Origin of the sequence: Nocardia sp. NPDC005998 (genome assembly GCF_040614395.1) — a bacterium.
Taxonomy (GTDB): Bacteria; Actinomycetota; Actinomycetes; order Mycobacteriales; family Mycobacteriaceae; genus Nocardia.
Genome location: NZ_JBEXUI010000010.1, coordinates 222,149 through 229,248, shown reverse-complemented (window position 1 = coordinate 229,248; position 7,100 = coordinate 222,149). Strand labels below are relative to the sequence as shown.

Below are 7,100 nucleotides of genomic sequence, written 5' to 3'. Positions count from 1 at the left end.
CGACAGCCGCGGCGTATGCCTGCCGCGCCTCGGCCAGCGCGGGGGGCAACGCAGTGGTCGAGCGGGCAGCTGCGATGGATGCGCGCAGTTGTTCGCCGGTGTCGGTCGACTCCACCGCCGCCCGCTCCAACCTCCTGATCGGCACCCTGCGGCGACTCTCCGCACACCCGCAGGAACTCCCGGCTGAAATGCGCATGCGAAAGCCCAACCGCCCGTTCCATATCGACGCGGCTCGCGGTGATCCCGACGGCTCCGCCGCGGCGCGGGTCCTACACAGAATGGGCCTGGCTCGAATCGATGAGCTCCCCGGCTGACGCCCGATGAGCGCGAACCCCACGACCGTCGTGAGCACCGCTGCCCACACCCGACCGCGCCCCACGGCCGCTCCGTGACGACCTCTGCGAGAGGGGTCTATCGACATCTACTCTGTGATACAGTCTAGTGGTAGTCAGTAGCACTGAATAGTGCGCTTTCGATCGAAAGAGGCCCGCTACGGACAATTTGACGGAAATGCTGAAAGGTACGCTCGAAGGCTGCGTCCTCGAGATCATCGACACCGAAGAGACATATGGTTACGCCATCACGCGCCGGCTGAATGAACTCGGTTTCGCAGACGTCATCGAAGGGACGGTCTACACCATTCTGCTGCGGTTGGAGAAGAACAGATTGGTCGATGTTTCAAAACGACCGTCCGAAGTCGGCCCGCCGCGCAAATTTTACACACTCAACGATGCTGGACGCAAAGAACTCGCGACATTCTGGACGAAATGGGAATACGTCTCATCACGCATCAATGATCTCAAGGAAAGCAACCAATGAATTTCTGGGAGACAATCACAGGTAGCGATCTCACCAGGGACTTCAGGGCCTTCGAAGCTCGAGCCAAGGCCCTCCCGACCGAGTATCAAACGGCGTGGGAAGAGATCAAGATCCATCTCTTCCCCTACGGAGACTTCACGGGTCGCAACTTGATGCCGATTCTCGACGGCGCTCTGGGGCTGCTCGAGGAAACAGCGTCGGATGGTCAGAGTGTGCGCGAGGCACTGGGCGACGACATCAAAGGCTTCTGTGCGGCGATTGCCGGCGAAGAAGGAGCCAAGAGTCATCGCGACAAGTGGCGCGAGCAGCTGAACAAGAACGTTGCAAGGAAACTGGGCCGGCTAGGAGGATAACGTGGGCATCCACGACATCATCGAAGGTAAGCGAGAGTGGCGGGCGCACATGGCGCGGGTCAAGGCGCTCCCGCCCGATTACCAGATCGTTTACAAGGAGATTCAAAAGTACTTTTTCAAGATCGGGCCGGTCGAATTGGTCGGCGGGAGCTTGCTCTCGGGGATTGTCGATTTCTTCGAGGAAGGGGTCGCCGCGGACAAAGGAGTCATGGAACTCATTGGCGATGATGTCGCGGCTTTCGCCGATGACCTCGTAAAAGACTCACAGACCTACGCCGACATCTATCAGGAGTCCGTGGCAGCAAGGAAGTCCAAGGGAACGAGATGATTTCCATCGTCTCGCACGGACTGATCGCCGAACTCACGGCTCGTAAACGTTGGCTTTGCGCTGGAAACCACATATAGACCCCTGCTTGTATGCACCTGGTGACACGATCCTGACCGACACCTCGAGTAAGCACGCTCTGATATCCGAACACACCCGCGACGGCCTGGCTGCAGCCCGCGGGCGCACCGGCGGCCTGAAGGCGCCCCACGTCGGGAAAACCCTTTCCGGTGCGCAGGCTCAGCATCCGAGGGTCTGCACCACCGGTCGTTGCGGATCGTATGTGGCCCACCCTGGGTCCCCGGTTCTGGCGAACGCAACCCAGGCAGCGTGCATCTGGGCCGCGAGACCGGCCGGGGCGGGGCCGGGGCCGAGCAGGGCCGTGTCGCTGTGCAGCCACGGCTTGTCGGCGATGTCGAACACGAAAGGCAGCTCGACGGTGTGAGCGGCGCCGAGTCGTCCGTGCAGGGCCGTCGAGCGGTACCCGAACGAATAGACGTGTGTGCGGCCGCCCGAGATCCGCGCGTGGGCCTGCGCCATGCGCGCCGTTCCGGCCCCGAACAGAGCCTCCCCGAGCATGGCGGAGCGTAGTTCGCCCGTTGTCGCATCGGGCCGTGCTGCGCGGTGCGCCGCGATGGCGGTGATCGGGTCCGCGTGCACCCGGGCGGCGATGGCGAGCACGTCGGCCTCCGTGGAGGACTCCAGGTTGCCCTGCGGCACGAGGTAGAGGTGCCCCTCCTCGATGTTGGTGCCGATGAGCAGGTCGACGTCGGCGGCGGGGCCGTCGGCGAGACCGTCGGCGGGCTGGACCGGCAGGACCAGGCTGAACGGGCTGAGCCCGACCAGCGGGTCCGTGGCGGTGCTGGTCCGCAGGTCGAGGCCGGCCAATGCGGGCAGGATCTCCAGGAAACGCTCGTCCGGGATCGCGGCGAACGCCTCGGCGGTCGGTTCGACCCCCAGCGCGGCGGCCGCCGCAGCGGTGACCCGCTGCGCCTGTTCCGGAATGAAAGCACCTGTGCCGCTGCCACTTTGGATAATCGCCCGCCGGAACAGACCTTTCGCCTCCGGTGTCGCGAGTAGCGCACCTGTGAGCGTGGCTCCCGCGGACTGGCCGAAGATCGTGACATTTTCCGGGTCACCGCCGAACACTGAGACCGTGTCGCGTACCCAGTTGAGTGCGGCGAGCACGTCGAGCAGCCCGCGGTTGGGTGGCGCACCCGCCAGGTCGAGGAAACCGGGGATGCCGAGGCGGTAGTTCACTGTCACGAGGACGACGCCGTCGCGGGCGAACGCGCTGCCGTCGTAGAGCGCGGCGCGAGTCGAGCCGGTGACGAACCCACCGCCGTGCACGAACACCATGACGGGACGTCTGCCGGTGTCGGCGGCAGGGGTATGGACGTCGACGGTCAGATACTCCTCGCCTCGTATCCAGCCGGGACCGAAGTAAGGGGTCATGTCGAGGCGGCCGAAGTCGCGGGCCGGCTGGGGGGCTGTGGGCGAGGGCAGGGTGCCGTCGCGGACCCCGAGCCAGCCCGGGTGCGGCGCGGGTGGAGCGAAGCGGGCCGGGCCGGTCGGGGCCGCCGCGTAGGGAATGGCGCGGTAGAGCTCACCGGATCCGTCGCGGCGCCCGCGTACGGTACCCGCCGGTGTTTCGACAACCGGGTATGTGTGCTGGGACACGGGAACGCTTCCTTTCTGGAATCAGGCAATGCGGGAGAAGCCCGCCCAGCCCTTGATCGCGAACTTCGAACCAATGCGCTCGACCTCCACAGCGCCCGAGCCGCCGAAATGCGCGGGAAAGACGAGCGCGTTGCTTTCGGCGGCGCGGCCGAGCAGCTTGTGCCGGGTAGCCCGGGACTCGGCCGGGTCCTCACAGAAGCAGGAGTTGGTCTCCGGCTCCACGATCTGCAGCGCGGTGTGCACCAGATCCCCGACGAACAGGGCCCGATCGCCGCCGGACTGCAAGGTGAGCACGGACGAGCCAGGAGTGTGACCAGGAGCCAGATCGAGCCGCAGGTTCTTGTCGATCCGGTACGACCCGTCCCACAGGTAGGTCTGCCCCGCCTGGTGGACCGGGGTAACGCTGTCCTCGAAAACGTTCTGGTTGCCGCGGCCCAGCACGGGTTTGTATCCGTTGGCCGGGTCCCAGAACTCGAAGTCCCGTCGCGTCATCAGATAGGTGGCGTTCGGGAAGGTCGGCACCCAGGTTCGGCCGTCGAGACGGGTGTTCCAGCCGACATGGTCGATGTGCAGGTGTGTGTTGACCACGATGTCGACATCTTCCGGCCGAACGCCGGCGGCCGCGAGATTGTCGAGATAGTTCGTATCCAGGCGGCTCCACACCGGCGCGTAGGGCCGATCCTTGTGGTTGCCCACGCCGGTGTCGATGAGGATCGTGCGGCCCTCGCTGCGCAACAGCCAGGACTGGACGGCCGAGTGACACTCGTCGGTCTCCGGGTTCCAGAAGTCCGGAGCCAGCTCGCCGCGGTGCTCGTCCCACGAGCCATCAGGGCTGTCCGGAAAGAACTGGCCCGGAGTCATCTCGACCGAGCCGTAGAACTCTTTGATGCGGGTGACGGTGACGTCGCCCAGGGTGATCTGCTCCATGTGATCCGTCCTCGGATTCGGGGCACGTGGCCTTGTGTGATCGAGTCTGTCCACGAGGATTCGCACGAACCACTCCCGCGTTGTCCTACCCCTGGCGGGGTGTGGCTGCGGTCGGGCCTCCCTCCGGATACTGGAGAAATGGACGGACCCGGACCACTCGGCGATTTCCTCCAAGCCCGACGGGCGCGGCTGCGACCGGAGGACGTCGGCTTGCGCGAAACCGGACCTCGCAGGCGGGTGGCCGGGCTGCGGCGCGAGGAGCTGGCCCAGCTGGCGGGCGTCAGCGTCTCGTACTACACGCGGTTGGAGCAAGGACTGTCCCGCGGGGCCTCGGCCGAGGTACTCGACGCGATCGCCCGCGCTCTGCTGCTCGACGACCACGAGCGCCAACACCTCGACCGGCTCGCCAATGCCGCCCGCCGCATGCCCAGGGGGCGCCGTCCACGGCCCGAGAAACTCGCCGACGACACGCGTGACCTGTTGCGCGTCGTCGACGGCGCCCCGGCGATGGTGCTCGGCCGGCGTACCGACGTGCTGGCATGGAATACGCTCGGGCATGCCCTGCTGGCCGGGCACCTGGACTTCCACAGCCCGGAGGACCCGGCGCTGCGGCCGAATATGAGCCGGATGCTGTTTCTGGACCCGCACTGCCGCGAGCTGTACGCGGACTGGAAGCGCAAGGCCCGCGCGGTGGTCGGCAACCTGCGCATCGCCGTCGGCAAGCACCCGGAGGACCCACTGCTCGCGGAACTGATCGGCGAGCTGACGATGAAAAGCCCCGAGTTCGTCGCGCTCTGGGGTGACCACCGCGTAATACCCTGCGACGCCGCATCCTACGAACTGCACCATCCCGTCGTCGGCACGGTGACAGTGACACAGCAGACCCTGTCGATCGCCCGCGCACCGGACCAAGTCCTGATCGTGTGCACAACCCCCATCAGGTCCCCCGCCGAGGAAGCCCTCACACTGCTCCGACAGGCCAACGGCCTCCGGGTGCGCCCTACACCGACAGCGTCGCCGATTGCATGAAGCCAGACCGGCATTAGCGCCTCGAAATTCGTATTCATCCGAAAGGCGGACTGTTCCGAATGTAGGTAAGTAACCAACCGATGTTCGGAATGAGGTAGCCCATGGGCCAACATCAGCCCGCCGTTCAGGTTCATCCCATCCGTCGACGCACAGCCGCACTGATCCTAACCAGTGCGCTCCCCCTGTCCGTCGCCCTGACCAGCACCGCATCTGCCAGTGCCGAGTCGCAATCACTCGGTACCGCGACGCTGTCGCGGACTCCCTATGGACTGGCGCTCGTCGCCGATCCATCGGCTCCGGTCGACGACCCGGCCGCATTCACACCCTTGCCGCTGCACTACGCCGCCGCACCCGTGGCCGATCCGGACTCCGCGGTGCCGGACAGTCCGAACGCGGCACTGCCGGACCAAGTCCCCCAGGCGCCCTTCGCTGCCCCCACCAATCGCATCCGGATCGGCAAAGTCCAGGTCGATCGCCCGGACTTCCTGCCGCCCGAAGTGGCCGCCCAGATCAATGACGCTTCCGCGGGCACCGAATCCGCGCTGTCCCAGGCCCTGCAGTCGGGAGGTGTCGAACGCGCTCGCGCCGACCAGATCGCCACTGCTGTGGTGGGTGACGCGGTCATCGGCGCGTCGGTGGGCTCCACCCTGGCGAGCCCGATCGCCAGCACCAGTGCCGCCGTCGGCGCGGTCGCAGGCTTCATCGCCGGAATCCCGTTCCTCCCGGCGGGCCTGGTGGTCGTCCCCATTATCGGCGCGGCCATCGGCTATGCGGTGATCGCTGCTCCCGCCGCCGCCGCCGGCGCCGCCGTCGGTGCCGCCGTCGGAGTTGTCGAGGGCTCGATCGCCCCGATACCAACCGAGGAGCAACCGACAATCGCATAATGCGCGTCGCGCGGCAATTGCCGGATACGACCGTTGCCGCGGGTGGACAATCCTCGCGTGAGCCCGTTACGACGTATCAGCCGAGCGCTTTTGGCGTTCTTGCTGATGCTGCTGGTCGGAACCATCGGGTATGGCCTGCTCGGTTTCGGGTTGCTCGATGCGCTCTATCAGACGGTGACCACGATAACCACCGTCGGCTTTCGCGAGGTCCACCCGCTCAACGCGGTGGGCATGGTGTTCACGATGCTGCTCATCCTGGTCGGTGCGGGCACCGCGCTGTATCTGTTCGGTGTCGTGCTCGAGGCGCTCATCGAGGGACATCTGCGCCAACAAATGGAGAGGCGACGCATGGACCGCCGGATCGACCGGATGTCCGGTCATATCATCGTGTGCGGCTGGGGCCGCGTCGGCCGCTCCTGCGTGCAATATCTCAGCGGACTCGGCAAGCAGATCGTGATCGTCGATCGCGACCCGGCGCGCCTGCAAGATCTCGAATACCCCAATGTGCTCGGCGATGTCACCGACGACAGCATTCTGCAGGCCGCCGGAATCGGCCGCGCCCAAGCCTTGATCGCCGCGCTCGACAGCGACGCCGACAACGTCTACGTGACCTTGTCGAGCCGTGCACTGCGCCATGACCTGGTCATCATCGCCCGCGCCCGGACCGAGGATTCGAAGTCGAAACTGCTGCGGGCCGGTGCGAATCGAGCCGTGAACCCGCAGCTGATCGGCGGCCGCCGGATGGCCGCATTCGCCCTGCAGCCCAATGTGGCCGAATTCCTCGACGTCGTCATGCACGACGACACACTCGACTACCGAATCGAAGAAGTCGAGATCGTCCCCGGATCCCCCTTGGTCGGCCGTTCCCTGAAGGATTCGGCACTGCGCCAGACGACCGGCGCACTGGTACTGGCCATCCGAACGGCGACCGGCCAGTTCATCGCGAATCCCACCGGCGAAACCACGCTGAAGGCCGATACGATTCTGATCGTCCTCGGGACTCCGGCCCAACTCGACGCGATCCGAACCCTGGGCGGCAAGTAGGTCGCACCGCGGTACCCGAGGCGGCGCTGCCAAGTGGGG

9 protein-coding genes are annotated in these 7,100 nt (G+C 65.9%); 7 read left to right on the top strand and 2 right to left on the bottom strand.

Going from position 1 to position 7,100, the window contains the following annotated elements; genetic code table 11:
• The 4 genes from ABZ293_RS17110 to ABZ293_RS17095 all read left to right on the top strand — a co-directional run.
• The coding region (locus ABZ293_RS17110) for a hypothetical protein (protein WP_355181557.1) at positions 1-314 on the top strand (314 nt) is incomplete at its 5' end.
• A gap of 196 nt (positions 315-510) precedes the next feature.
• The gene (locus ABZ293_RS17105; RefSeq protein ID WP_354953762.1) at positions 511-819 is read left to right on the top strand and encodes a PadR family transcriptional regulator; all 309 of its coding nucleotides are present in this window, start codon (positions 511-513) and stop codon (positions 817-819) included.
• A complete protein-coding gene (locus ABZ293_RS17100; protein ID WP_355181555.1) occupies positions 816-1,172 on the top strand; it encodes a DUF1048 domain-containing protein in 357 nt (118 codons plus the stop codon). Before ABZ293_RS17105 ends, ABZ293_RS17100 begins: the two co-directional genes overlap by 4 nt.
• 1 nt (position 1,173) lies before the next feature.
• A complete protein-coding gene (locus tag ABZ293_RS17095) occupies positions 1,174-1,500 on the top strand; it encodes a DUF1048 domain-containing protein (RefSeq protein ID WP_355181553.1) in 327 nt (108 codons plus the stop codon).
• Positions 1,501-1,737: 237 nt separating this feature from the next.
• Here ABZ293_RS17095 and ABZ293_RS17090 read toward each other — a convergent pair whose 3' ends face one another.
• Positions 1,738-3,177, bottom strand: a complete 1,440-nt coding sequence (locus ABZ293_RS17090; protein WP_355181551.1) for a carboxylesterase family protein — start codon at positions 3,175-3,177, stop codon at positions 1,738-1,740.
• A 21-nt stretch (positions 3,178-3,198) separates the two neighbouring features.
• Positions 3,199-4,104, bottom strand: a complete 906-nt coding sequence (locus ABZ293_RS17085; protein ID WP_355181549.1) for an MBL fold metallo-hydrolase — start codon at positions 4,102-4,104, stop codon at positions 3,199-3,201.
• A gap of 138 nt (positions 4,105-4,242) precedes the next feature.
• Between ABZ293_RS17085 and ABZ293_RS17080 the strand changes: the two genes are divergently transcribed.
• The 3 genes from ABZ293_RS17080 (at position 4,243) to ABZ293_RS17070 (ending at position 7,061) form a co-directional block, all read left to right on the top strand.
• Positions 4,243-5,133: a helix-turn-helix transcriptional regulator gene (locus ABZ293_RS17080; RefSeq protein ID WP_355181547.1), complete on the top strand. Its 891-nt coding sequence runs from the start codon at positions 4,243-4,245 to the stop codon at positions 5,131-5,133.
• A 101-nt stretch (positions 5,134-5,234) separates the two neighbouring features.
• Positions 5,235-6,017, top strand: coding sequence for a hypothetical protein (locus tag ABZ293_RS17075; RefSeq protein ID WP_355181545.1), 783 nt, complete (start codon positions 5,235-5,237; stop codon positions 6,015-6,017).
• A 57-nt stretch (positions 6,018-6,074) separates the two neighbouring features.
• The gene (locus ABZ293_RS17070; protein ID WP_355181544.1) at positions 6,075-7,061 is read left to right on the top strand and encodes a potassium channel protein; all 987 of its coding nucleotides are present in this window, start codon (positions 6,075-6,077) and stop codon (positions 7,059-7,061) included.
• Positions 7,062-7,100 lie beyond the last annotated feature (39 nt).